We start from the raw sequence: 24,437 nt of genomic DNA, 5'->3' as shown, positions 1-24,437 counted from the left end.
GGTCGGGTCGTGCGAGGTGTTCGCGAACTCCTCCAGCGCCAGCTCCCGTCCGTCCGAAAGGGCCTTCAGGTATGGCGCCCTCAGGTCGGCTGGCACCGCCTCGGGTCGTGTCTGGATGGCGACGGTGCCAACGAAAAGCACGCACTCACGACGGGACACCGGCCCCGGAAACGCCCGGGCGATGTCCACGAGATGTGGCACCGAGGCGTACGAGGCCGCATAGGTCGTTCCCTGGTGCCAGAGGGCCTCCCAGAGTTCGCCTCGCCACTCGGCCTGGACCGAAGGATGCGTTCGCAGCCGACGGAGAAGGCCTGGGACGTTGGATGCAGGCCCGAAGGCCTGCTCCAACGCATGCCACCGCAATGAGTCGAGCGGCAGCAAGGGGTCGCTACTCCCCCTCTTCAACCGTCAGCTGGTACGAGTCCTGGAAGTTGGCCTCGCGGTTGCGCGCGTCGCGCACCTCGAAGAGGTAGACGCCCGGTTCGGCGCTGTAGCGGATGGTCTCCGGCTGGTCGCCCTTGGCCCGGTCGGACGTCTGCACGAGGGTCAGCTTCCCATCCGGCTGCACGCGGTGCAGGTACAGCCCCACGTCCACCTTGAGGATGCCCAGCAGCGTGGCGGTGAGGGACGTGCGCACCGGCCGGTCGGACAGGTCCACCCGGAAGTAGTCCACGTCCTTCGCCGGGTACACCGTGCCGCGCACCGCCTTGCCCATCGCCAGGTCCTGCGCGCGCTCGGCGGTGTTGTTCGGCTCTCGCTCCTCGCTGCCGTTGTCCGGCACCGTCGTGACGGTGATGCGGTAGGGCTGCTCCGCGTTCTCGAAGTCCTTCACGAACTTGCCGTCCACCTTGCGGAAGGATCCCTCCACCCGGAAGTAGCAGGTGCCGTTGCACGCGACGTTGTTCAGCCGCTCCGGCTCCTTGAGCGCGCCGTCGTTCGCCTTGAGCAGCACCGTCTCCTTCTGCCCGTCCCCCTGCGGCGGCTCCACCATGGACAGCGTGAGGTCCAGGCGGTCCACGCCCGTCAGCTCCACCTTGGCCAGCACCGGCTCGCGCGTCGTCAGCACGTAGTGGTCCACGTCCGACTTGGGCGACAGGAAGCCCTCGCGGTAGCCCGCGCTCGTCAGCGGCGTCGCCTTGAGCAGCTCGTCGTTGGGCTCCAGCTCCGCGTGCGCCCCGGCCTCTTCCTGCGACACGGTCACCGTGTAGGGCACCTGCGCGTTGAACGTGCGCCGCTGCGCCTTGCCCGTGCCCACCCAGCCGCCCTTCACCACCAGGTAGACGACCCGGTCCGTCGCGCGCACGCCGATGTTGCGCAGCGCCAGCGGTTCGCCCTCCTTGCCTTGCAGCGTGAACAGCGGAGCCTCCGCGGCGGACAGCACGGAGATCTCCGGACGCACGCCCTCCACGGCGGACAGCTCGATCTTCAGCGCGACCGACGGCACCTCGGGCGGCAGCGCGACGCCCGCGTCCACCACCGCCGAAGCCGCCGCCTCACCGGCGATCTCCCCAGCCGGTGTGGGCGGATTCGCCGGAGGCTCTCCGCCCGCGAAGGTGCCTTCCGGGGAAGGGGAGGGCGCCGTGCTGTCATCGATGACCGGCGTCTCGTCCGGCACGGACGGAGGCGGCGCCGCCGCGCCCGTGGGGGCCGGTGCCCCCGGAGCGGGCGTTCCCGGAGCCTGAGCGGGAACCTCACCGCCCGGCGTGCCGGTGTCGGGCAGCTCCACCCGGTACCAGTCCTCGTCCCCCGAGTGCCCCAGGAACGCCGTCACCGTCTGCCCCAGCGGCAGGGCCGCGGCGTCCACGGCCCGATCGTTGGGCTCGCGCTCCTCGCCGTCGTTGGGCGCGCGGTACTTCACCTCCAGCGTGTAGGCCCCGCCCATCCCCTTGCGCGCGGGCGACACCACCACCCAGCGCTCCTTCTCCACGAAGAGGTTGGGAATCCGCTCGCCCTTGCCCTCGCCGTCGCTGTTGACGCCCACCAGCCGGTTGCGGTCCTGGTCGTAGACATCCAGCTTGATGTCCCCGCCCGGCAGGCCGGACACCGTCACGTCCGCGATGCGCGGCGCGCCCGGCGCAAGCCGGTACCAGTCCTCGTCCAGCTTGTTGGGCTCCGCCGCCAGCCCCCCCGTCACCACGCTGTCGCGCGTGACGGCCAGCGCCTGGTCGGGACGCTCGTTGGGCTCCTGCTCCGTGAGCGCCGCCGGGCCCGTCTCCACCACGCCCGCGTCCACTTCCTGCGGAACGTCCTTCTTGCAGGCGGCCACCCCCAGACCCAGCCCCAGCACACAGACCCAGCCCCAACGTCGATTCACGTCTTCCTCCTCGGTCGCTTCGCCTTGTCGGCCCGGGGGTGTCCGGGTGTCAAGCACCCCCAACCCGCGCCGGGGCGCTTTCATCCAGGCCCCTGGAGGGGCCTCCGGTGGAATCGCGGAGGTTTCGGTGTCCGGTGACGGCGGAAGGTGCGCACCTGGACTGGAGCCCCGGGCCAGGGACGATCCAAGATGCGCCCCATGCGAAGCCTGTCCGTGGCCTCCCTGCTGCTCGCCGCTCCCTCCGTCCTCGCCGCCGCGCCGGCCGCGCCCGGGTACGCCCAGGCGGAGGCCTACGTGGAGAAGGACGCGCGTCCGGAGCACTACTCGCCCCTGAACCTGCTGGATGGCCGGGACACCACCGCGTGGTGCGCCGAAGGGGAGAAGCCCGCCCACGTCATCATCGGCTTCAAGGAGCCCGTCACCCTGGACGAGGTGCGCGTCTACACGGGCGACGGCACCTCCCGCGACGCCTTCAAGGCCAACGGCCGGGTGCGCAAGTTCACCCTCACCAGCGTGGAGGCCTCGCGCAGCGTCACCGTGCAGGACAAGCGCGGCCTACAGGCGGTGCCCCTGACGCAGCCCCTGTCCGGCGCGCGCTTCATCCTGGAGGTGGCGGACCGCTTCCCCGGCACGAAGGAGGGCGCCCCGGTGTGCATCACCGACCTGGTCCTCTATTCGGGCGGCAAGCCCCTCAACGCGCCCGCGCTCGCCACCCGCTTCAAGTACGAAGCCCGCGTGGCGCCGCTGTTGGGCACGTGGTTCGGCGGCCATGACGGCGCCCCGGAGCGCTTCCTGTCCTTCTTCGTGGATGGCACCTGGCGCTTCTCGCTGGAGCCCCTGGAGACGCCCGAGCCCACCACGGTCGTCACCGGCACCTACACGGTGTCCGGCGGCCGCGTGACGCTGGACATCCCCAAGAAGGGCAGGGTGCCGGTGGCCTTCGAACGGAGCCCGGCCAGCGAGGGGCCGAAGGCGTCCGCCTCGCTGTCGCTGGACGGTGCGCTCCCCGCTGAGTGGGGGAGCGACTTCCGCAGCCATCCCTGACGACACCCGGGACAGGGCCCGGGCGTCGGCCGGCTAGATGGCGGCCCGGGTCTTCCGCTTCGCGTCGAAGTTGCGGAAGAAGGTGATGATCTTCGCTTCCGCCTGCTTGGCGTCGGCCGCGTCCGCGAACTCCGACTCCAGGAAGATGCCGCCGCACGACTCGCAGGAGTCGAAGTGCAGGGGGTGCTGCCGGTCGCCGCCGTCGACCCGAACCAGGTCGACCTTGCAGTCGGGGCAGTTACCGGTCAGGGCCTCCGCGTCCACCTTGCCGCCCTGGCCTTCGAGCCCGAGCAGGTTGTTGTGCAGGAGGATCCGGTTGAGGTCCGCGACGTTGATCCACAGTCCGCCGCATTCTTTACATTCCCGCAACGTCTCGTGATCTCCCTCGAGATCAGTCATTTCGACGTCGCAACCACCGGGGCAATCCATGGGGCGGCTCATTCTCCTGAAAGGGGAGCGGTGCTCCCCGGTGAATGGAGAATGATAGGTCGCCCAAAAATTCGGATGCAACCCATGCGGCTGCTTCTGTTGGCAACGGGCGTTCAACCAGCCCCCAGGGCTCAGGCCCGCTCCTTCACCCGCCGGATGTCCGCCCCCAGGCCGCGCAGCTTCCGCTCCAGGCGCTCGTACCCCCGGTCCAGGTGGTAGACGCGGCTCACCTCGGTCTGCCCCTCCGCCCGGAGGCCCGCCAGGATGAGCGACGCGCTGGCCCGCAGGTCGGTGGCCATCACCTGGGCCCCGCTCAGGCCCTTCACGCCCTTCACCACCGCGGTGTGCCCTTGGATGGTGATGTCGGCACCCAGCCGGTGCAGCTCCGGCACGTGCATGAAGCGGTTCTCGAAGATGTTCTCGGAGATGACCGACGTGCCGTGGCTCACCGTCATCAGCGCCATCAACTGCGCCTGCATGTCGGTGGGGAAGCCCGGGTGCTCCGTGGTGGTGATGTTCACCGACTTGAGTGACTTGGGCGCCTTGCAACGCAGGCCGCCACCTTCCGCCGTGATCGTGCAGCCCGACTCGCGCAGCTTGTCGATGACCGCGTCCAGGTGCTCCGGCCGGGCGTGCTTCACCAGCACGTTGCCCCCGCTGATGGCCGCCGCGACCAGCAGCGTGCCCGCCTCGATGCGGTCCGGCAGGATGGCGTGGTCCACGGGGTTCAGGGACTCCACGCCCTCGATGGTGATGACGGACGAGCCCGCACCCTCCACCTTCGCGCCCATCTTGTTGAGGACGCGCGCCAGCTCCTCCACCTCCGGCTCGCGCGCGCAGTTCTCCATCACCGTGCGGCCCTTCGCGAGCACCGCCGCCATCATCACGTTCTCCGTGCCGGTGACGGTGATGACGTCGAAGTTGACCATGCCGCCCTTGAGCTGCTTGGCCCGGGCCTCCACGTACCCTTCGGTCAGGTGGATTTCGGCGCCCAGGGCCTTCAGGCCCTTCAGGTGCTGATCGATGGGCCGCGCGCCAATGGCGCACCCTCCCGGCATGGACACGCGCGCCCGGCCGAAGCGCGCGACGAGCGGCCCCAGCACCAGGATGCTGGCGCGCATCGTCTTCACCAGGTCGTAGGGCGCCTCCGGGGTGATGTCCCCGGTGATGCTGATTTCACACGTGTCGGCCTTCTTGCCCGTCAGCCGCTCGGCCTCGCACCCCATCGTGCGCAGCACCGCCAGCATCGTCTTCACATCCGCCAGGTCCGGCACGTTGCGGAAGGTGGTGGTGCCCTCCGCCAGGAGCGCGGAGGCGAGGATGGGCAGCGCCGCGTTCTTCGCGCCGGACACCTCCACCTCACCGTGCAGCGGGGTGCCACCCTTCAGAACGATCTTGTCCATGTCTTCCCGTGCCTCTTCCCAGCCTCGGCCCTGTGGCCGTCAGGCCGCGGGCTGTGTCCCGAACGCCATGCGTTCACGCCGTTCCAGGTCCTTCTCCACACGCGCGTCCGCGTACCCCGCGGCCCGCAGGAGCTCCAGGACGGCGCTTCCCTGGGTCTCTCCCATCTCCAATGCAAGCAGTCCGCCAGGCTCCAGCACCTTCCGGGCCCCCTGGATGACCCGCCGCAACGCCGTGAGGCCATCCGGTCCGCCATCCAGCGCCAGCCGGGGCTCGCGGCGCACCTCCGCCGACAGGCCGGCGATGTCGCCCGAGTCGATGTACGGCGGGTTCGACACCACCACCTGGAATCTCGCGTCCGGGGGCAGGGGGCCGAACAGGTCGCCCTCCAGCACCGAAACGCGGTCCGCCACGCCCAGCGCCTGGGCGTTCTCCTTCGCCAGCGCGCACGCGTCCGGGGACAGGTCGGTGGCGAACACGGTGGCCTGGGGGCGCTCGGCCGCCACGCTGATGGCGATGCAGCCGGAGCCCGTGCACACGTCCAGCACCTTGGAGGGCGCGTCCTTGGGCACCACGTGGAGGAGGGCCTCCACCAGCAGCTCCGTCTCCGGCCGGGGGATGAGCACGCGCGCATCCACCTTGAAGGGCCGGTTGTAGAACTCCTTCGTGCCCGTCAGGTAGTTGGTGGGCTCGCCCGCGAGGCGGCGCTCGATGAGCGCTCGGAACGCGGTGAGCTCCTCCTTCGCCAGGGGCCGGTCCAGGTCCACGTACAGGCGCACGCGGCCCGTCTTGAGCACGTGCGCCAGCAGGATTTCAGTCGTGAGCCGGGGAGCGTCCACCTGACGCTTCTCGAAGTGCTGCGTCGTCCAGGTGAGGACCCTGCGGATGGTCCAGACGTCGCTCATGCTTCGCCGGAGGGGCGCCCGCTGCCCGTCTGCGCCTTGAGGGCCTCCGCCTGGTAGTGCGTGCGGCAGGCGGTGATGACGTCGTCCACGTTGCCCACCATGATGGCCGGCAGGTTGTGCACGGTGAGGCCGATGCGGTGGTCGGTGAGCCGGTCCTGCGGGAAGTTGTACGTGCGGATCTTCTCGCTGCGGTCGCCCGTGCCCACCTGGCCCCGGCGCATGGAGTCGCGCTCGTTGCGGATGCGCTCCTGCTCCATGTCGTAGAGCTTCGCGCGCAGCATGCGCAGGGCCATGGCGCGGTTCTTCCCCTGGCTCTTCTCCTGCTGGCACTTCACCACGATGCCGGACGGCTTGTGGATGAGGCGCACCGCGGAGTCCGTGGTGTTGACGCTCTGGCCGCCGGCGCCCGTGGAGCGCATCACCTGCATCTCGATGTCCGCCGGGTTGATCTGCACGTCCACGTCCTCCGCCTCCGGCATCACCGACACGGTGATGGTGGAGGTGTGGATGCGGCCTTGCGTCTCCGTGGCCGGCACGCGCTGCACGCGGTGCACACCGGACTCGTACTTGAGCTGGCTGAACACGGCGTCCCCGGAGAGCGTCACGGTGGCGTCCTTCACGCCGCCCGCGTTGCCCGCGCTCATGTCCAGGATGTCCGCCTTCCAGCCCTTGCGGTCCGCGTAGCGCAGGTACATCTGCATCACCTCTTCGGCGAAGAGGGCCGCCTCGTCGCCGCCCGCGCCCGCGCGGATCTCCAGGATGACGTTCTTCTCGTCATTGGGGTCCTTGGGCAGCAGCAGGATTTTCAGCGCGGATTCCTGCACCTCGCGCTGTTCCTTCAGGCCGGGCAGGGCCTCGCGCGCGTAGGCCTTCTCGTCGGGGTCGGAGCTGGCCAGCCAGGTCTCCACCTCCGACAGATCCGCCAACACCTTGCGGTAGGTCCGGAATGTCTCCACCAGCCGCTCCAGGGCGGCGCGCTCCTTGGAGACCTTCTGGAGCTTCGCCGTATCGGCGAGGATTTCAGGGTTCGACAGGTCGGCCGTGAGCCGCTCGAAGCGGCGCTCGACCTCTTCCAATTTGTCAATCATGCGTGGGTCCCGGGGCGTCTTGCCCCTTTGGCTGCCCCGTGGCAAGGGCCGTGGGCGTCAAGGAAAACCTTGGCCGTCTGGGCATGGGCATGTAAGAACGCCCCCCGTCGCCGCCCGGTGCGGCCCGATTCACGCCCAACACGGAGCCTTCGATCATGCCTGCACAGAAGGGTAATCGTTCCAAGAAGAAGCTCGCCAACCGCGCCAAGACGCGCAAGGCGCAGCTGAAGCGCCGCCGCAACCGCTTCAAGCGCGGCCAGCGCAACAACAAGTAGCACCCAGACTACTCCCCCCCTCGGACATCCGAGGAGGGGAGCGGTCGGGCTCCTGCCTCACCGGCTTCCGAAGGGCTCAACGCGGGCAGCATCCGCTCCAGTCCCGGCGCTTGAGACGCGGTGCGCAGCAGCGTCATCACCCCTTCGGCCTCGGCACCCGTCACGGGCACCGGCTGGACGGGAAACTCCGGATAGCGGTCGGTCCTGAGCGGCAGCACGTCACTGGACAGATAGCCCGTGGATCCGAAGCGCGCCCTCCACAGGATGCTGCGCTTGTCCCGGGGGTTCCAGTTCCCACCGAACACGAAGTTGCCCAGCGAGTAGACCACCGGAGAACCCCGGTACAGCTCCATGGACTGGAGCACATGGGGGTGGCTGCCGAGCACGCCCGCCGCACCCGCGTCGATGGCCGCGTGCGCGAGCCGCACCTGGTACGGCTCCGGGGTGGTGTTGCCCTCGATGCCCCAGTGGAAGAAGGGCAGCACCAGGTCCGCCTGGGCCTTCGCCGCGGTGATGTCCTCCACCATCATCCGCTCCATCACCTCCACGTCGGAGAAGTGCCCGGCCACGCCCGGCGTGGTGTCCGTGGCGTAGACCTGCCGCGGTTCGATGTTGCGGGTGCCCAGGAAGAAGTAGCCCAGGAACGCGATCCGCAGGCCGCCCACGCTCAGGATGGCCGGGCGGCGCGCCTCCGCGAGGTTCCTCCCCGCGCCGAAGAAGGGGACGCCCGCGGCCTCCAGCGTGGTGAGCGTGTCCAGGAGCCCCTGCGCGCCGTAGTCCATCATGTGGTTGTTGGCGAGGCTGACCACGCCCACGTTGCCGGCCTTGAGCACGTTCACCAGCTCCGGCCGCGCCTTGAAGTTGAAGTTCTTGGGCAGCTTCTGCGTGCTGTCCGTGTACGGGCACTCCAGGTTCACGACGAACAGGTCGCCTGAGTCCGCGATGGGCCTCACCTCGCGGAAGCCGTACGCGTACATCTCCTCGCGCGAGCGGCCCTTGCCCACCTGTTCATCGAAGTACGTCTGGTAGTGGTGGCCGACCGTCACGTCGCCGCCGACGACCAGCGTCACCGGGCGGACGGGCGCCAGGGTGCCCGGCTGTTCGGGGGCGGACGCCGCGGGGTGTCCTGTATCGGACCCGCCGGGGTCATCCCGCGTGGGACCCGTTCCAGGGCCTCCGGAGGAGGGCGGCGGCGTCTCCAGCCCGGGGGGCGCGGAGGTGGGGGTGAGCGGGCGGGGATGGCAGGCGGCGAGCGTCAGGAGGAGCAGCAGGGCGGCGTGGCGCATGGGCAAGGGGAAACTCTACCTTGCACGGGTGATTGAGCGACGCGTAGATTGCCGCGCGCTCCATGGCCCGGGAAAAGGACAACATTGCTCTGTCCGATGAGCACAACACCCGCGGCATCGAGCTGGCGGACCGGGGCTGGCTGGACGAGGCCATCAAGGAGTTCAGGAAGGCCATCGACCTGGACCCCACGTCGGCGCACGCGCACGACAACCTGGCCACGGTCTACGCGGAGAAGAAGCAGTTCCGCGAGGCGCTGGGCGAGTACCTCACCGCGCTGAAGCTGGAGCCGGAGAGCGCCACCGCGCACTACAACCTGGCCTGCTTCCTCTCCACCCACGCCAGCGAGATGGCCGTGGAGGAGTACAAGGAGGCCATCGAGCTGGATCCGGAGTACCCGGACGCCCACCTCAACCTGGGCCTCACGTACGCGGATCAAGGCCGGGTGGAGGAGGCGATGCGCGAGCTCCAGTCCGCCATCGAGCTGGATCCGCAGGACGCCTTCCCCCGGCATGAGCTGGCGGCGCTGATGATGGACGAGGGCGACTACCGCTCCTCCATCACGCAGTTGAAGGAAGTGGTGCGGCTGGAGCCGGACAACTTCGAGGCGCAGCTGGACCTGGGCATCTGCTACGCCCAGAAGGGCTTCTACGCCGAAGCGGAGCGCGCCTACGAGCGGGCCCGGGCGTTGAATGCGGAAGACCTGTTGCTCAACTACAACCTGGCGGCGCTGTACGCGCTGTGGGGCCGTCCGAAGGACTCCATCCAGTACCTGCAGAAGGCGCTGGCGGCGGACCGACAGAAGGTCCTGGGGTGGCTGTCCGCCGACCCCATGTTCGACGTGCTCAAGGGCGATCCGGACTTCGAAGCCCTCTTCTGAGGGAAGCACAACATGGAATGGGTTTTCCTGGGGCTGGCGCTGCTGCTGGTCGTCGCGAACGGTTTCTTCGTCGCGACGGAGTTCGCCATCGTGAAGATTCGCGCCACGCGCCTCCAGTCCCTGGTGGACGAAGGCACGCCCGGCGCCAATCAGGCCCTGAAGATGGTCACCGAACTGGACGCATACCTGTCCGCCACGCAGTTCGGCATCACGCTCGCGTCGCTGGGCCTGGGCTGGCTGGGTGAGCCCGCGTTCGCGCACCTGCTGGAGCCGGTGCTGACGCGCATCGTGCCGGAGGGCTCCGCGTCCACGCTCGCGCACAGCGCCTCGGTGGTCATCGCCTTCAGCATCATCACGTTCCTGCACATCGTGCTGGGGGAGCTGGCGCCCAAGAGCCTCGCCATCCAGCGCGCGGAGCAGACGACGCTCGCGGTCGCGCTGCCCATGCGCGCGTTCTACTTCCTGTTCTACCCGGCCATCCGGCTCTTGAACTGGCTGGCGTCGCTGGTGCTCAAGGCCTTTGGTCTGCACTCGGCCGGCGAGTCGCACGAGGCGACGAGCGAGGAGGAGCTGCGCGTCATCCTGCACTCCTCCGCGCAGGCGGGCGCCATCACCACGGCGCGCGCGGAGCTCCTGGAGCGCGCGCTGGAGATGGCGCAGAAGACGGCGCGGCAGGTGATGGTCCCCCGCAACCAGATGCGCTACCTGGATGTGGAGGAGCCGCTGGACAAGAACGTGGTGGACGCGCGCTCGTCCGGGCACACGTGGCTGCCGGTGTGCCGGGGCAACCTCGACGACGTCGAGGGCGTGGTCAACGTGAAGGACCTGTTCTTCCTCCTGTCGCGAGGGGAGCTCAGGAGCCTGTCCCAGGTGCAGCGGCCGGTGCTCTTCATCCCGGAGAACGCGACGCTGGAGCAGCTCCTGGCGGAGTTCCGCCGCCGTCGCCGGCAGATCGCCATGGTGGTGGACGAGCACGGCGGTACGTCCGGCCTCGTCACCATCGCGGACGTGGTGTCGGAGGTCGTGGGTGACGTGGCGGAGCTGGGCCGGCGCGTGGAGGAGGTCCGGGCGCTGCCGGGCGGCCGCTTCGAGCTGCCGGGCACCGCGCAACTGGACGACCTGGAAGCCCAACTGGACGTGGACTTCGACTTGAGCGACGACGAGAAGGGCGAGGTCACCACCATCGCCGGCTACCTGATGACGAAGCTGGGCCGGGTGCCGGAGAAGGGCGACCACCTCAAGCTCGACATGTGGCGCATCCTCGTGGAGGAGGTGGACGGGCCTCGCGTCGTGCGCGTGACGGTGGAGCCGCAGTCGCGCCCCGCCGCCAGCGCACCGGGTGGCAACCGTCCGCCGGAACCGTCCACGCCGCCTGGCGAGACGGCGTAGGGGCTCTTGCGCGGGGCAGGGCAGGGGGCTTTCAGCCCTTGGTGGCCTTGGCCTTCTTCTTCGCGCCCTTGAGCACGGCTGGCTGCACCTTGGCGTTGGGCCGGTCCACCTTGAGCAGCTCCAGGTTGGTTTCGCCGTCGGTCGTCAGCTTGATGATGCCGACGTCGGGCGCGAACCACATCAGGCTCTCCATGGAGCGCCCCTCGGAACCGGGGCGGCTGGCGCGGGCCGTGGTGATGTTCTTGATCTTCAGCGCCTTGAAGGTGCCACCCTGGACGGTGATCTCCTCCTCGCCCAGCACCGTGGCCTCCTTGTCGAAGGTCGTGGCGATGGTGGGGCGCAGGCCGCCCTTCTTCGCTGGCGGCTGGAGCTTCACCGACAGGCTGTTCTTCCACGTCCCGCCCGGCACCATCACCGAGGGAGCAGGCACGGCGGCGCCTTCCGCGTTCACCACCTGCACGTCCATGCCGGACGCGGACAGCAGCGTGCCCTCCAGGCCGCCCAGGCCCGTGCGCACGCCTTCGGAGTCGCAGGTGAGGTCCGTCTGGCCGCTGCGGCCCTTGAGGCTCACCGCGAGCGTGGCCTTCACCGTCCCATCCGGGGCCGGCACGACGTCCTTCGTCGTGAGCACGAGCTCCGAGGACCGACCGGCGCGGTACGTCAGCGCCAGGCCCTCCTCCATTGGAAACCAGGGGTTCGGACAGGGGGCCGGCGTGGCCGCCACCACCATGTCAGACCGGGGTGCTACCTGGGACGTCGGGGACGCGCCCACGAGGAGCGACAGGGCTAGCAAGGGCTGAAACGTAGGACGCCTCCAGAAAGATGGAATGAAAGGTAGGGTGGGTCGGCTGCTTTGCAAGGGTGGTGCGAGGACGCTTGCCCACCAACCTGTAGCACTGGACGTAGGGTCACGCGGTGCAGTGTCACCCTTGATCACCGGTGGGGTGGCTGGTACTCCTGCCGATCGCTGCGGAGCCGATTTTCCGGCCCCGCGCGTGTTTTCAATCCGCCTCACCGTCGCCTCGTAGGGAGCCCGCTGGCATGCGAATCAAGCGCCTGGACATCACCGGCTTCAAGTCGTTCATGGAGCGGAGCGTCTTCTCGTTCGACGAAGGCGTCACGGGCGTCGTCGGCCCCAACGGGTGTGGCAAATCCAACGTCGTGGACGCCATCCGCTGGGTGATGGGCGAGCAGAGCGCGAAGAACCTGCGCGGCCGGGGCATGGAAGACGTCATCTTCAACGGCTCGGAGAACAAGCCGCCCCTGTCCATGGCGGAGGTGTCGCTCACCTTCCTCGTGGACGACACGGACACGCTGTCGCCGCAGTACCAGGGCTACTCGGAGATCACCGTCACGCGGCGCCTGTTCCGCAACGGCGACTCCGAGTACCTCATCAACAAGACCGTGTGCCGCCTGCTGGACATCACGGAGCTGTTCCTCGGCACGGGCGTGGGCACCAAGGCCTACTCCATCATCGAGCAGGGCCGCGTGGGCCTCATCGTCTCCAGCAAGCCGGAGGACCGCCGGCACCTGTTGGAGGAGGCCGCGGGCGTCACCAAGTACAAGGCCCGCCGCAAGGCCGCCGAGCGCAAGATGGAGGCCACCGAGGCCAACCTGCTGCGCGTCAACGACATCACGGGCGAGCTGGAGAAGCGGCTCGACACGCTGTCGAAGCAGGCGAAGAAGGCGGAGAAGTACCGCAAGCTCAAGGCGCGCATGCGGGAGATTGATCTGCACTCCGCCAGCCACCGCTCGCTGGAGCTGATGGTGGAGAAGCGCATGCTCCAGTCGCGCCTGGAGAACCTGGGTGGCGAGGAGCGCGAGGGCCTGGACCGGGTGAAGGAGCTGGAGGAGGCCATCACCCGGCGCCGCGTGGAGCTGGACGCGGAAGGGGCGGCGCTCCAGCAGTTCGCGGGCGAAGTGCACGCGCTGGAGAGCGCCGCGCAGCGCGACGCGCAGGAGCTGGCGTACGGCCGGCGCGACTTCGAGGAGACCAGCACCCGCGTGGCGCAGGCGCAGGCGGAGCTGGACGGACTGCTCGCGCGGCAGGCGGAGATGGTGGCGACCATGACGGCCCGCGAGGCGGAGCTGTCGGGCATCGCCGGGTCGTACAAGGAAGACGAAGTGGCCATGGCGGTGGCCCTGGAGGAGCAGCGCCGCGTCTCCGTGCTCCAGACGGAAATCTCCCTGCGCCTGGAGCAGGAGCGGGCCGGGCTGGTCGCCGTGGCCACGCGCCTTGCGAACCACGAGAGCAACCTGACGAACCTGGCGCGCCAGCGCACCGACCTGGAGGCCCGCCGCGCCAAGCTGTCCGGCGAGGTGGAGGCCCTTCGCGCCCAGGAGCAGGAGCTGGACGGCCTGCGCACGCAGGCGGCCCGCCACGTGGAGGACACCCGCCATCTGGCGTCCGAGCTGGCGGAGCGCCGGGGCCAGGAGGAGGAGGCCCTCACCCGCACGCGCGAGGCCTTCACGGAGAACGAGGTCCAGGTCATCGCGCTGCGCGAGGAGCTGAGCGACAAGCGCAGCCGCCTGTCCTCCCTGGAGGACATCCAGAAGAACTACGACGGCTTCGACCGGGGCGTGCGCGCCGTCATGGTGCGCGCGGCGGAAGCGGCCCGGGACCAGGGCATCTTCGGCCTCGTGGCGGACGTGCTCACGGTGACGTCGCCGCGCTACGAGCGCGCCGTGGAGGCCGCCCTGGGCGAGCGGCTCCAGCACGTCATCGTCGACAGCCGCGACAAGGGCCTGGAGCTGGTGGAGTACCTGAAGGGCCACGCGGAAGGGCGGGGCACCTTCCTGCCCGTGCCCACCGGGGACGCGCTGCGCGCCGTGGTGGAGCCGGACCTGTCGCGCCCGGGCGTCCTCGCGCACGCGCTGCGCGAGGTGTCCTGCGAGCCCGCGCTGGAGCCAGTGATGCGGCTGCTCTTGGGTGACGTGGTCATCGTCCAGGACCTGCTCGCCGCCCGCGAATACGCGGAAGCCACCCCCGTGCCCTGCACGCTGGTGACGCTGGAGGGCGAAGTCTTCCGCGCCGACGGCACCATCACCGGCGGTGAGCGCGAGGGCGCGGCGGTGGGCGCGCTCCAGAAGAAGCGCGAAATCGCGGAGCTGGCGTCCGAAGTGGCCCGGGTGGAGGAGCGCTACAACGAAATCCTGACCCGCCACTACACGCTCCAAAAGCAGATGGGGCAGGCGGAGGCCGTCCTCAAGGGCCTGGGCAAGGAGCAGCACGCGGAGGAGGTCAACCTGGCCAGCCAGGAGAAGGACCTCCACAAGGCGAGCGAGGACCTGTCCAAGGTGCGCGAGCGGCTGCGCTCGCTGGAGGGCGAGGAGGGGCAGCTCTCCCAGAGCCACACCGCGCTCACCAACGAAGAGGAGTCCAGCCGGGGCGAGGTGGCCCACGGACAGGCGGACCGCGAGTCGCGCGAGGAGCGCGTGCGCCAGTACGCCGGGGAGCTGGAGGGCCTGCGCCAGCGCGCGGACACGGCGTCCTCGGACCTGATGGGCCTGCGCGTGAAGGTAGCCGCCGGCAGCGAACGCGGCGAGTCCGCGCGCAAGGAGCTGGAGAGCCTGGTGTCGCAGCGCCGGGACATGGAGGCGCGCACCAGCCGCCTGCAGGGTTCGTCCACGGAAGGCCGCGTCAAGGTGGAGGCGCTTGAGCGCCGCCTGGCGGAGTTGGAGGCCACCCGGGAGCAGCGGGCGGAGGAGCACCGCGTGGCCGCGGAGACCCTGGAGACGCGCCGTACGGCGTACACCAGCGCCACCACGGAAGTGCGCGAGCAGGACACCGCCTTCCGCGAGCTGCGCGGCCGGCTGGATGAGCTGATGCAGGGCCTGTCCCAGATTTCGCTGCGCGAGCGCGAAATCGCCCTGGAGCTGGAGCACCTGGCCGCCGGCATCCGCGAGCGCTACCAGCTGGAGCTGGCGACGGAGCTGCACCAGTACCACCTGCTGCCCACGCTCTCCGCGGAGGTGGAAGGGGAGCTCAAGGACCTGCGCGCGCAGGTGGAGAAGATGGGGGAGATCAACCTCACCGCCATCGACGAGCACGCGGAGCTGTCCAAGCGCTTCGACTTCCTGTCCGCGCAGCGCCAGGACCTCCTGGCGTCCATCAGCCAGCTGCGCGAGGCCATCGTCCGCATTGACGCGACGAGCCGCGAGCGCTTCAAGCAGACCTTCGACGTGGTGAACGAGAAGTTCCAGGCCATCTTCCCGCGCCTGTTCGGCGGTGGCCGGGCCAGCCTCATCCTCACCCAGGAAGGCCCCAACGGAGAGCCGGGCGTCGAAATCGTCGCCCAGCCCCCGGGCAAGAAGCTCCAGAGCGTCAATCTGTTGTCCGGCGGCGAGAAGGCGCTCACCGCCGTGGCGCTCATCTTCGGCATCTTCCTCATCAAGCCGACGCCCTTCTGCCTCCTGGACGAGGTCGACGCCCCGTTGGATGAAGGCAACGTGGGCCGCTACAACGACATGGTGAAGGAGATGAGCAGCCAGTCGCAGTTCATCCTCATCACCCACAACAAGCGCACCATGGAGATCGCCGACACGCTGTACGGCGTCACCATGGAGGAGCCCGGCATCTCCAAGCTCGTCAGCGTGAAGATGCGCGAGGCCTCCGCGCACAACGACGACAAGGTCCCCGCCGCCTCTTGAGCGCGGGGCCGGGCCGGCGAAGGTGGAAATGAAACGGGCGCCCCGGGAAGTTCTCCGGAGCGCCCGTTTCATTTCCAACCGCCCGCTTCACGCGGGCGGCGGCGTCCTGGCGCGCCTACTTCTTCTTGGCGGGGGCGTTGTAGCTCTTCTTCGGGCACGCGCCCTGGTCCGCGGCCAGACGCTGCTGGGCGGCCGTCAGGTCCTTCTGGGTGTTGGCGAGCGCCTCCTGGCTGGCGGTCTCCACCGGGGCCCAGCTCTCCTCCTTGGCCTTCAGCTCCTGCACCAGCGCGAGCGTCGTCTGGTCCACCGTCTCCTGCGCCTTGAGCGACGTCACCCAGGCGTTGGCGGACTCCACCAGCGCGGTGCACTTGGAGGACAGCTCGTCGAAGAGCCGGTAGTCCTTCGTCTTGGAGTACTTCTGCACGACGGCGTCATACGTCTCCGCCGCGTTGGTGCGCGCGCCGAAGGAGATGGCGGACGCGGCGGCGGACTGGGTGCGCGCCAGCTCCAACTGGAAGAAGCGCAGCTCCGGCGGCAGGCTGGCGGCGGCCTCCACCGGGGCCTGGGAGTTGAAGAAGACGAAGCGGAAGGGGAACTTCAGCTCGTTGGCGGACTTCGCGGGCGTCGCCGCGACCTTCGCCTGCAGGCAGGAGGCGAGCTGGTCGCCCTCGGTGCTGCCGGAGGGCTTGAACACCACCTCGGTGGGGTTCGGCTGGCCCGGCATGATGTGGATGTCGGCGGCCAGCACCGGCGGCGTGGAGGCCTTGAAGTTGGCGAAGCACTCGCACCAGCTCTTCTCCGCCAGGCGCACCGTGCCGGAGAAGTCCGAACCCTCGTTGATGCCCATCGTGACGGAGGGGTTGTTGGCGTTGGAGTGGTCGTAGGCGTACGTGGCCTCCACCGGCTTGGCGTCCGCCGCCAGCGCCGCGGGCTTCACGTGCGTGTCGAGCACCTGCTGGATGCACTGCGTGCCGGCCGGCGTGAGGTTCTCCCCGGTGATGGCGTGCGTGCCGCCCTGGGCGTTGACGGTCGTCTTCACCGTCACCTTGGTGGCCGCCGCGGGGCCGCGGTGGGCCGGGTCCACCAGACATTCCAGCACGTCCGGGCGGACGCTCAGGAGCGCGCCCACGAGGACGCCCTCGTTGGCGGGGGACGGCAGGGTCTGCTCTTTCGGGAAGCAGGACGCCAGGTCGAAGGGAGGCTGGTTGGTGATGCGCAGCCGCTCTTCCTTCGACAGTTGCTTCTGACCTTCGGCGGGGGCGTCACCGGTCTTCTGCTGACCGGCACAGGCGGCGGTGAGGACGACGGAAGCAACGGCGAGATGTCTCAGCATGGTGAGGGGTTCTCCCGGTTTGGAGTGTGGGGGACTGGGGACTGCGGCGGGGCTCCTACTTCTCCAGGCCCTCGGCGTTCTTGAGGTCCTTGAGACGAAGCCCGTTCTTCTTCAACAGACGATAGAGGCTCTGCATGGAGAGGCCCGTGCGCTGCTCCGCGGCCTTCATGTCGAAGGCCACCTCGCGCATGATCTCCGCGAAGTACAGGCGCTCGAAGTCCGCGAGCACCCGGTCCTTCGCCTCGTGGTACGGCATGCCGCTGACGAGGGCGGCCACGTTGGTAGCGGGCTCGGCGCCTTCCTCCCGCTTGGGCGAGTGCGCGAGGAAGTCCAGCCAGCTGGTGTTGCCCGTCTCCTGCATCAGCGCGCCGCGCTCCAGCACGTTGCGCAATTCGCGCACGTTGCCCGGCCAGTCGTAGCCCTCGAAGAGCGCCAACGTCTGCGGCGTCAACTCCAGCGACGCCTTCATGCCGCGCGACAGGGCCTGCGACAGGGTGGGGATGTCGTCGCGCCGGGTGCGCAGGGGCGGCAGCCGCACGCGCGCCACCGCGAGCCGGAAGTAGAGGTCCGCGCGGAAGCGACCCTGACGCACGTCCTCTTCCAGGTTGCGGTGCGTGGAGGCGATGACGCGCACGTCCACCGCCACCGGCTGGCCGTCCAGCGAGGGCACCTCGCGCGTCTCCAGCACGCGCAACAGCTTGCCCTGCACGGACATGGGCAGCTCGCCCACTTCATCCAGGAAGAGGGTGCCGCCTCGCGCCGCCTCGAAGATGCCGCGCGCGGCCTTGTCCTCGTGCTCCCCGGCGCGCAGGCCGCCGAACAGCTCGCGCTCCGCCTTCTCCTCGGAGATGAGGTTGCAGTCGACGACCTTGAAGGCCCCGTGGCGGCGCAGCGAGTGCTGGTGCACCGCGCGGGCGGCCAGCTCCTTGCCGGTGCCCGTCTCGCCCTCCAGGAGCAGGTTCATGTCCTCGCGCGCGATGCGGCGCAGCTCCGTGAAGACCCAGCGCATCTTCTCCGAGCTGCCCACGAGCTGCCCGAAGGACTCCGTGCCGGTGACCTCCACCTCCGTCGCACGGGCGGCCAGCTTCACCGCGAGCTTCGTCTTGCCCAGCTCCACCTTGTCGCCGCTGGTGACGAAGGCCTGGAGCACCCGGCGCCCGTCCAGGAACGTGCCGTTGCGGCTGCCCAGGTCGCGCAGCAGCAGGCCCTGCGGCAGCCGCTCCACTTCCAGGTGACGGCGGCTCACCGTCGGGTCGCTCAACACCAGGTCCCCCGCGGCGTCGGAACCGACGCGCACCAGCGAATCCTTCGTGGTGACCTTCTTGCCCTTGTCCGGACCCCCCACGACCTCCACCGTCCACTCGTGGAGGGGAACGCGCGTGGGCTGCCCTTCGCGCTCCGCCTGCACGGTTTCGGTGACATCCGGTCTGTCAATCATGGTCCTTCACCCCTCATCGCACGGGTCGCGGGGGGCAAAAGCACCCCTCCCCGCCCTCGTTCCGCCTGTTTAGGGGGGACTGGACACAGGGGGCAAGAGGAAGAAGTGGACTCGGAATCGTCCGTTGAAGTTGAAGACAGGACGACAACAGAAGGAGGCACGGACGCCCCAACCAGGGACGTCGTGCCCTCGGGCCTTCCTGTCGGTGCGCGTCAGTACTTCGCGGGTGGGTCGCTCGCGGGGAACGACTCCATGGACTCCTCGTCCACCAGGTCGTCGCCGGGCCCGCCACCGGACTTCACGCTGGCGTTCGTCGGGCCCTTCACCTCGCGCGTGGGCACCTCCGCGTCCTTCATGCCCTTCGCCTTGCCCTTGCCCTTCGCGGGCGCGGAAGCCGCGCGGCCGGTGCCGGCCTGCGCGTTCACCATGCGCGCGCCCAGCAGGTTCTTGGCGCGCTCGGCCAGGTTGCGCTGTTCGTCCTGCCAGTCGCGGAACAGCTGCGCCAGCTCCTGATCTCCCGCGGCCTCCGCGTCACGCAGGTACTGCTCGCTCACGGACGCGCCCTTGAGCAGGTGGTAGAGCGTGCTGATGAGGTCGTGATGTTCGTCCCGGGTGCCCGTCGTCGCCTGTCCGCCCGCCATGTGTTCCTCCCGTGAAAGGGGTGGATGCCAATGGCGGAAAGCTAGGCACGGCGGCAGGCGCTGGCGTGCCGGAACCCGGGGCCCGGTCGCCTGCCTGCCCTCAGGCTTGCAGCATCGGGTCCAGCTTCTTCTGCCTGTCGAGTTCGGCCAGGTCGGAGTAGCCGCCCACGTGCGTGTCCCCGATGAAGATCTGCGGCACGGTGCGCTGGCCGCCGCTCATCTCCACCAGCTTCGCGCGCTCCTCGTCGTTCCCGGTGACGTCCACTTCGGTGTAGTCCACGCCCTTGCGCTTGAGCAGGTCCTTCGCGCGCACGCAAAAGCCACAATAGGTCGTCGTGTAGATCTTCACGGGCTTCACGGAATCCTCCTTCAAGGGCTGTGAGTCCTGCGTCGGTAGATGCCAAACCTAAGGGCCGGTTGCGCGACCTGCCACGGCCGCACGCTCCGGGTCCCTTGAAACACGACGGCCCCCGGAACCCGAAGGGTGCCGGAGGCCGTGAGTCCCATCCCCATGGAAAGAAGGGGAGGGGAGAGCGACTACATGCCCATGCCGCCCATGCCGCCCATGCCGCCCATGCCGCCCATGCCACCACCGCCGCCGCCGCCCTTGTCGTCGTCCGCCTTCGGACGCTCGGCGACCATGGCCTCCGTGGTCAGCATCAGCGAGGCGACCGACGCGGCGTTCTGCAGCGCGGTGCGGCTCACCTTGGCCGGGTCGATGACGCCCGCGGCCAGCAGGTCCTCGTAGTTACCGGTCGCGGCGTTGAAGCCGTAGGCACCGGTGCCATCCTTGACCTTGTTCACCACCACGCTGCCCTCCAGGCCGCCGTTGCCGACGATCTGACGCAGGGGCTCCTCGACGGAGCGGCGGATGATGTCCACGCCGGACTTCTCACCGTCCAGCAGCTTCAGGCCGTCCAGCGCCTTGAGGCAGCGGATGTAGGCGACGCCGCCGCCGGGCACCACGCCCTCCTCGACGGCCGCGCGGGTCGCGTTGAGCGCGTCCTCCACGCGGGCCTTCTTCTCCTTCATCTCCGTCTCGGTCGCGGCGCCCACGTTGATGACGGCCACGCCGCCCACGAGCTTCGCCAGACGCTCCTGGAGCTTCTCGCGATCGTAGTCGCTGGAGGTGTCCTCCACCTGCGTGCGGATCTGCTTCACGCGCGCTTCGATGGTCTCCTGCTTGCCCGCGCCGTCGACGATGGTGGTGTTGTCCTTGTCGATGGTGATGCGCTTGGCGCGGCCCAGCTGGTTGATGGTCAGCGTGTCCAGCTTGATGCCCAGGTCCTCGGCGATCATCTCACCGCCGGTGAGCGTCGCGATGTCCTCGAGCATGGCCTTGCGGCGGTCGCCGAAGCCGGGCGCCTTCACGGCGGCCACGTTGAGCACGCCACGGATCTTGTTCACCACCAGGGTGGCCAGGGCCTCGCCCTCGACCTCCTCGGCGATGATCAGCAGGGGCTTACCGGCGCGCGCCACCTGCTCCAGGATGGGGAGCAGGTCCTTCATCGACGAGATCTTCTTCTCGTGGATGAGGATGAGCGGGTCCTGCAGGACGACTTCCATGCGCTCCGGATCCGTCACGAAGTACGGGGACAGGTAGCCACGGTCGAACTGCATGCCCTCGACGACGTCCAGGGTGGTCTCGAGGCCCTTGGCCTCTTCAACCGTGATGACGCCCTCCTTGCCGACCTTCTCCATCGCGTCCGCGATGATCTGGCCGATGGTGGTGTCACCGTTCGCGGAGATGGTGCCAACCTGGGCGATCTCCTTGTTGCCCTTGGTCGGCTTCGCCAGCACCTTCAGCTCGGCCGTGATGGCGGCGACGGCCTTGTCGATGCCGCGCTTGATGTCCATCGGGTTGTGACCCGCGGCGACCAGCTTCGCGCCCTCGCGGAAGATGGCCCGCGCCAGCACGGTGGCCGTCGTGGTGCCGTCACCGGCCACGTCGGAGGTCTTGGACGCGACCTCCTTGACCATCTGCGCGCCCATGTTCTCGAACTTGTTCTCCAGTTCGATTTCCTTCGCCACCGTCACGCCGTCCTTCGTGATGGTGGGGGAGCCGAAGCTCTTCTCGATGACGACGTTGCGGCCCTTGGGCCCCAGGGTCACCGCGACCGCGTCCGCCAGGGTGTTCACGCCGCGCAGGATGGCGTCGCGCGCGCGCACTTCAAAAATGATGTCTTTCGCCATGGTCTGAATCCTCTAGAAAGTGGGAGTGGAAAAGGGTGCGGCGGGCTTCACTTCTCGATGACGCCCAGCACGTCCTCTTCGCGCAGGATCAGGTGATCCTCGCCGTCCAGCTTGATCTCCGTGCCCGCGTACTTGCTGAAGAGGATGGTGTCGCCGGCCTTGATGTCCATGGCGCGCACCTTGCCGTCCTCCAGCACCTTGCCGTTGCCGACGGCGACGACCTTGCCCTCGAGGGGCTTCTCCTTGGCCGTGTCGGGGATGAAGAGACCGCCCTTGGTCTTGGTCTCCTCGGCGACGCGCTTGATGATGAGGCGATCCTGCAGGGGACGAATCTTCATGGCTTGCTCCTGTGAACCACGGCCTGGCGGCCCGGATTGCGGTCCGGACCGGGATGCCGTTGGGGTTGAGAAAAGGGCCTGTTGGCCGGTGGCGTTGGCACTCGCACCTCGTGAGTGCTAACGCCAGGTCGCGGCGGATAATAACCAGGGACTTCACCTCGTCAAGCGACGTTGGTCCTTGGGTCCGTGTGCGGCTAAACACCCGTCCTGCCTGTGCTTTTCCAGGAAGTTTCCCCACCCGCCACGCCTGCCCGGCAGGCGGGTGTGAGTGTCGCCACGTTGGCACTCACCCGGCACGAGTGCCAACGTAAGTCCTTGATAAGACTCAAGGGCGTTTTGCCGACGCCGTGCGACATGGCTACGCTTGCTCGTGGAGCCCCCTGGGAGTCGTGGCCGACTTCCAGCAAACCCTCGGGAGGTGTGGTCGATGAGCGGACTGGTGACGTCCTCTTCCTCGCTGAAGGAGTTCTTCCGGGAGCTGCTGCTGGAAGTCACGACGCGGCAGCGGGTGGCGCTGAACGAGTCCACCGAGTTCTACCTGGTGAACCTGCTGGCGGACTTCGCGGCGTCGGACAAGCTGTTCAGCCGGGATGCCGAAGGCCGGCGCGAGCATGAGCCCCTGGCGGAGCTGTACCACCGGGCGCTTCAGCAGGAGCGCGACGAGCGCATCCGCACGCTGCGGCGGCTGGGGGACGTGTCGCTCTACAAGGTCGGCTTCTTCTCCGGCGCGCTGCAGCAGGGGATGGTCGGCCCGGACTACTACATCCAGATGGGCGGCGCGGCGTACGGCCAGGTCGCGGAGCTGGTGCCCGCGAGCGGCTTCACCGGCGTGTACCGGGAGCTGTGCGACAAGTTCCGTTCGCTGGTGGAGGTGCTGGAGGAGATCAGCGCCCGGGGGCTGGTGAGCGCCGGCCCCGCCGGGGCGCTGCGCGTCTACGAGTCCTGGGTGCGCACCGGCAGCGACAAGCTGGAGCGCGTGCTGGTGGACGCCGGATGGGTGCCGCGCAAGGGACCGCTTGCGAACTGATCCGGGGGAATCCCCGCTGCTGGTGGGACGACTCCAGGCCCACCTGGAGGCCATCTACGGCTTCCGGTGCCAGGCGCGCGCGGAGGCCTTCGTGGTGGACCTGGAGACCGCCGCGCTCCTGGGCGGCACCGGCCGCGCGCCGGAGGAGCTGCTGGTGCTGGAGGACCGGGGCGGCCTGGAGCTGGCGCTCTACCTGTCCCCGGCGCTGCTGGCCCGCCTGGAGCGCTACGACGCAAGTCCCCTGGGCTCCGTGCTGGATGGCGACCTGGATGGCTACTGCCAGGTGACCGAAGGCGTCAGCCACTTCCTCTACGTCGCGCACACGGCGCACTACGAGCGCACGGTGTCGCTCCTGGAACTGGAGGCCCAGGCGGAGGTGGACAAGTTCGTGGTGTGCCTGCTGCACCGCTGGGGCGAAGGCGTCGTCGGCTGGGCCCGGGAGCTCCTCCAGCGCCTCTTCGACCACGTGGCGTACCAGCCCCGGCTGTCGGTGGAGGAGCGCTGGCGCTACGAGGAGGCGAACCGGGTGTCGCGTCGCTTCTGCGCGCGGCTGATGGGGCACGTCGTGGCCCGGCGGTTGGACCGACTCCTCGGCGACCTGCGTTATGCGTACCGGCTGGGGGCGGAGGCCAAGCTGCGCCACTTCGCGCACGGCGGTTGATGGCCCGGCCGGCGTCCGCTTCGGGTAGGGTGGATGCCATGCCGCGCGAGGCATCCTCAGGAGGCATCGTCATCCGGGCCAGCAGTGCCGGCACCTGGGAGGTGGCCGTCATCCGTCCGCACGGACGCCACCTGTGGGCGCTGCCCAAGGGGCACGTGGATCCGGGCGAAACGCCCGAGCAGACCGCCCACCGCGAAGTGCGGGAGGAGACGGGGCTCTCCGTGGCGCTGCTCGCGCCGCTGGGGGAGATCCGCTACGTCTACCAGTTCCGGGGACAGCGCATCTTCAAGCGCGTCCACTTCTTCCTCTTCCGCTACGAGGCGGGGGAGTTGGGGCCGCTGCCGGGGCCGCGCGTGGAAGTGGATGAGGTGCGCTGGCTGCCCCTGGAAGGGCTGATTCCCGCGCTGGGCTACAAGGGGGAGAAGGCCGTCGCCGGCCGGGCGCTGCGGTGGATGCGCGCCCAGGGCCTGGCGTCCGCGCCTTCCGCCTCGCCCGGAGCCCCTCCGGTGATGGAGGAGGGCGCCGGGCTGAAGAAGGAAGGCTGAAACCTACTTCTTGGCTTCCTCGGGGGTGTACTTGCCGGAGAGCGCCTCGCGCACGTCGCGGTCGAACTTCACGCGCTGGGTGGCGACCTCGCGCAGGGCGAGCACGGGCGGCTTGTTCTTGGAGGTCTCCAGGATGGGCCGGGCACCGGCCATCAGCTGACGCGCGCGCTTGGCGCCCAGCAGCACCAGCGCGAACCGGTTGTCCACGTAGGGGAGGCAGTCTTCAACGGTAACGCGGGCCATGGGACATCCTTCTTGGCTTGGGAGCCGGTGGAAGCCTCTGAACCTAAAGAGCACCTCCGGGCGAGTCAAGGAAGGATGGTGGGCCCGCCCCGTGCTCGCCGGCCGACGCTCCAGGGCCTTCCCTGTTCGCTGGCTTACGTCCGATTCTCAGGTTCCGGAATTTAAGACGCAATCGCGCAACAGATCGCCGGGGGTGCGTTTTTCGAAGAAGGAATGGGACGCCAGGCGTGGGTCCCCGTCACCCCGCCTCCTGGGATTCCCGGGGCGCGGTTCGCGAGAGGAGGTCCCGCATGAGCGCGGTGGAATCCTGTGGCGCTGTCCATCCCCGGTGCGTGTCGGGTGGGAGGGGGGAGTCATGG

General features: G+C 69.0%; 21 protein-coding genes. 7 read left to right on the top strand and 14 right to left on the bottom strand.

From position 1 onward, the window contains the following. Nucleotides 1–388 precede the first annotated feature (388 nt). Entirely contained in the window at nt 389–2,314 is a 1,926-nt protein-coding gene (locus tag OV208_RS31195) for an ABC transporter substrate-binding protein (RefSeq protein WP_267577584.1), read from the bottom strand. Between the two features lie 198 nt (nt 2,315–2,512). On the opposite strand from OV208_RS31195, the gene OV208_RS31190 reads away from it, so the two are divergent. Continuing rightward, nucleotides 2,513–3,358, top strand: a complete 846-nt coding sequence (locus OV208_RS31190) for a discoidin domain-containing protein (protein ID WP_267577583.1) — start codon at nt 2,513–2,515, stop codon at nt 3,356–3,358. A 33-nt stretch (nt 3,359–3,391) separates the two neighbouring features. On the opposite strand, the gene OV208_RS31185 is transcribed toward OV208_RS31190, so the two are convergent. From OV208_RS31185 to OV208_RS31165, 5 genes are all read right to left on the bottom strand, one after another. Continuing rightward, a complete protein-coding gene (locus tag OV208_RS31185) occupies nt 3,392–3,787 on the bottom strand; it encodes a zf-TFIIB domain-containing protein (RefSeq protein ID WP_267577582.1) in 396 nt (131 codons plus the stop codon). Nucleotides 3,788–3,918: 131 nt separating this feature from the next. Beyond that, nucleotides 3,919–5,190, bottom strand: a complete 1,272-nt coding sequence (gene murA, locus OV208_RS31180; RefSeq protein ID WP_267577581.1) for a UDP-N-acetylglucosamine 1-carboxyvinyltransferase — start codon at nt 5,188–5,190, stop codon at nt 3,919–3,921. Between the two features lie 39 nt (nt 5,191–5,229). Next, entirely contained in the window at nt 5,230–6,093 is an 864-nt protein-coding gene (prmC, locus tag OV208_RS31175; protein WP_267577580.1) for a peptide chain release factor N(5)-glutamine methyltransferase, read from the bottom strand. Next, on the bottom strand, nt 6,090–7,181 hold the full coding sequence (gene prfA, locus OV208_RS31170; RefSeq protein ID WP_267577579.1) for a peptide chain release factor 1: 1,092 nt from the start codon (nt 7,179–7,181) through the stop codon (nt 6,090–6,092). The genes prmC and prfA overlap by 4 nt, the downstream gene beginning before the upstream one ends. A gap of 283 nt (nt 7,182–7,464) precedes the next feature. Continuing rightward, the gene (locus tag OV208_RS31165) at nt 7,465–8,742 is read right to left on the bottom strand and encodes a CapA family protein (protein ID WP_267577578.1); all 1,278 of its coding nucleotides are present in this window, start codon (nt 8,740–8,742) and stop codon (nt 7,465–7,467) included. Between the two features lie 62 nt (nt 8,743–8,804). Here OV208_RS31165 and OV208_RS31160 point away from each other — a divergent pair, with 62 nt between their 5' ends. Together OV208_RS31160 and OV208_RS31155 are read left to right on the top strand one after the other, a co-directional pair. Beyond that, nucleotides 8,805–9,620: a tetratricopeptide repeat protein gene (locus OV208_RS31160; protein WP_120540807.1), complete on the top strand. Its 816-nt coding sequence runs from the start codon at nt 8,805–8,807 to the stop codon at nt 9,618–9,620. Nucleotides 9,621–9,632: 12 nt separating this feature from the next. After that, nucleotides 9,633–11,009 (top strand): hemolysin family protein, encoded by a 1,377-nt coding sequence (locus OV208_RS31155; RefSeq protein ID WP_267577577.1) that lies wholly within the window; start codon nt 9,633–9,635, stop codon nt 11,007–11,009. A 31-nt stretch (nt 11,010–11,040) separates the two neighbouring features. Here the strand turns inward: OV208_RS31155 and OV208_RS31150 are convergent, their stop codons facing one another. Beyond that, a complete protein-coding gene (locus OV208_RS31150; RefSeq protein WP_267577576.1) occupies nt 11,041–11,739 on the bottom strand; it encodes a hypothetical protein in 699 nt (232 codons plus the stop codon). A gap of 311 nt (nt 11,740–12,050) precedes the next feature. Between OV208_RS31150 and smc the strand changes: the two genes are divergently transcribed. Further along, nucleotides 12,051–15,659, top strand: coding sequence for a chromosome segregation protein SMC (gene smc / locus OV208_RS31145; RefSeq protein WP_267577575.1), 3,609 nt, complete (start codon nt 12,051–12,053; stop codon nt 15,657–15,659). A 115-nt stretch (nt 15,660–15,774) separates the two neighbouring features. Here smc and OV208_RS31140 read toward each other — a convergent pair whose 3' ends face one another. The 6 genes from OV208_RS31140 to groES all read right to left on the bottom strand — a co-directional run bounded on the left by OV208_RS31140 (nt 15,775) and on the right by groES (nt 21,602). Further along, nucleotides 15,775–16,992 carry a hypothetical protein gene (locus OV208_RS31140; RefSeq protein WP_267577574.1) on the bottom strand — a complete coding sequence of 406 codons (1,218 nt, stop codon included), beginning with the start codon at nt 16,990–16,992 and terminating at the stop codon, nt 15,775–15,777. Nucleotides 16,993–17,047: 55 nt separating this feature from the next. Beyond that, the gene (locus tag OV208_RS31135) at nt 17,048–18,430 is read right to left on the bottom strand and encodes a sigma 54-interacting transcriptional regulator (protein WP_267577573.1); all 1,383 of its coding nucleotides are present in this window, start codon (nt 18,428–18,430) and stop codon (nt 17,048–17,050) included. A gap of 212 nt (nt 18,431–18,642) precedes the next feature. Beyond that, nucleotides 18,643–19,071, bottom strand: coding sequence for a hypothetical protein (locus tag OV208_RS31130; protein WP_267577572.1), 429 nt, complete (start codon nt 19,069–19,071; stop codon nt 18,643–18,645). 100 nt (nt 19,072–19,171) lie between these two features. Continuing rightward, entirely contained in the window at nt 19,172–19,429 is a 258-nt protein-coding gene (gene grxC / locus OV208_RS31125; protein WP_267577571.1) for a glutaredoxin 3, read from the bottom strand. 179 nt (nt 19,430–19,608) lie between these two features. Next, nucleotides 19,609–21,264 (bottom strand): chaperonin GroEL, encoded by a 1,656-nt coding sequence (gene groL, locus OV208_RS31120; RefSeq protein WP_120540815.1) that lies wholly within the window; start codon nt 21,262–21,264, stop codon nt 19,609–19,611. Nucleotides 21,265–21,311: 47 nt separating this feature from the next. Next, complete coding sequence (gene groES, locus OV208_RS31115) at nt 21,312–21,602, bottom strand: co-chaperone GroES (RefSeq protein WP_120531322.1); 291 nt, start codon at nt 21,600–21,602, stop codon at nt 21,312–21,314. A 427-nt stretch (nt 21,603–22,029) separates the two neighbouring features. Here groES and OV208_RS31110 point away from each other — a divergent pair, with 427 nt between their 5' ends. The 3 genes from OV208_RS31110 to OV208_RS31100 are packed head-to-tail and all read left to right on the top strand — an operon-like array spanning nt 22,030 to nt 23,835. After that, complete coding sequence (locus tag OV208_RS31110) at nt 22,030–22,629, top strand: hypothetical protein (protein ID WP_267577570.1); 600 nt, start codon at nt 22,030–22,032, stop codon at nt 22,627–22,629. A 19-nt stretch (nt 22,630–22,648) separates the two neighbouring features. After that, a complete protein-coding gene (locus OV208_RS31105) occupies nt 22,649–23,290 on the top strand; it encodes a hypothetical protein (protein WP_267578046.1) in 642 nt (213 codons plus the stop codon). Between the two features lie 38 nt (nt 23,291–23,328). Further along, nucleotides 23,329–23,835, top strand: a complete 507-nt coding sequence (locus tag OV208_RS31100; protein WP_267577569.1) for an NUDIX hydrolase — start codon at nt 23,329–23,331, stop codon at nt 23,833–23,835. A gap of 3 nt (nt 23,836–23,838) precedes the next feature. Here the strand turns inward: OV208_RS31100 and rpoZ are convergent, their stop codons facing one another. Then, nucleotides 23,839–24,078 carry a DNA-directed RNA polymerase subunit omega gene (gene rpoZ / locus OV208_RS31095; RefSeq protein WP_267577568.1) on the bottom strand — a complete coding sequence of 80 codons (240 nt, stop codon included), beginning with the start codon at nt 24,076–24,078 and terminating at the stop codon, nt 23,839–23,841. Between the last annotated feature and the right edge of the window lie 359 nt (nt 24,079–24,437).

Source organism: Corallococcus sp. bb12-1, from assembly GCF_026626765.1.
Classification (GTDB): Bacteria; Myxococcota; Myxococcia; order Myxococcales; family Myxococcaceae; genus Corallococcus; species Corallococcus terminator.
Note: the sequence above shows the minus strand (reverse complement) of the source record. Positions and strands in the feature narration are given on the sequence as shown.